1 pseudogene is annotated in these 422 nt (G+C 66.1%); it reads left to right on the top strand.

The annotated features are described in order from the left end of the window. Window positions 1-422: pseudogene (locus tag EMN46_RS19155) on the top strand (excinuclease ABC subunit C); the annotation flags it as partial.

Raw genomic sequence — 422 nt, 5'->3', positions numbered from 1 at the left:
CTGAAAGCACGCGTGTCGAACTATGCGCGCCTGCAGGGGCACCCGAACCGCATCGCCCGCATGATCGCGTCGACCGTGTCGATGGAGTTCGTCACCGTCGGCACGGAAGCCGAGGCGCTGCTGCTGGAAGCGAACCTGATCAAGCGCTTCCGGCCGCGCTACAACGTGCTGATGCGGGACGACAAGTCGTTCCCCTATATCGTCATCAGCCGCGACCACGCAGCGCCGCAGCTGACCAAGCATCGCGGCGCGCGCAATCGCAAGGGCGACTATTTCGGCCCGTTCGCATCGGCCGGTGCCGTCAACCGCACGCTCAACATGCTGCAACGCGCGTTCCTGCTGCGCTCGTGCGCCGACAGCGTCTACGAAGCGCGTACGCGGCCCTGCCTGCTGTTCCAGATCAAGCGCTGCGCTGCGCCCTG

It is taken from the genome of Ancylomarina sp. 16SWW S1-10-2 (assembly GCF_009669305.1).
Taxonomy (GTDB): domain Bacteria; phylum Bacteroidota; class Bacteroidia; order Bacteroidales; family Marinifilaceae; genus Ancylomarina.
The sequence above is the reverse complement of the archived record's forward strand: the minus strand, read 5'-3'. Positions and strand labels throughout refer to the sequence as shown.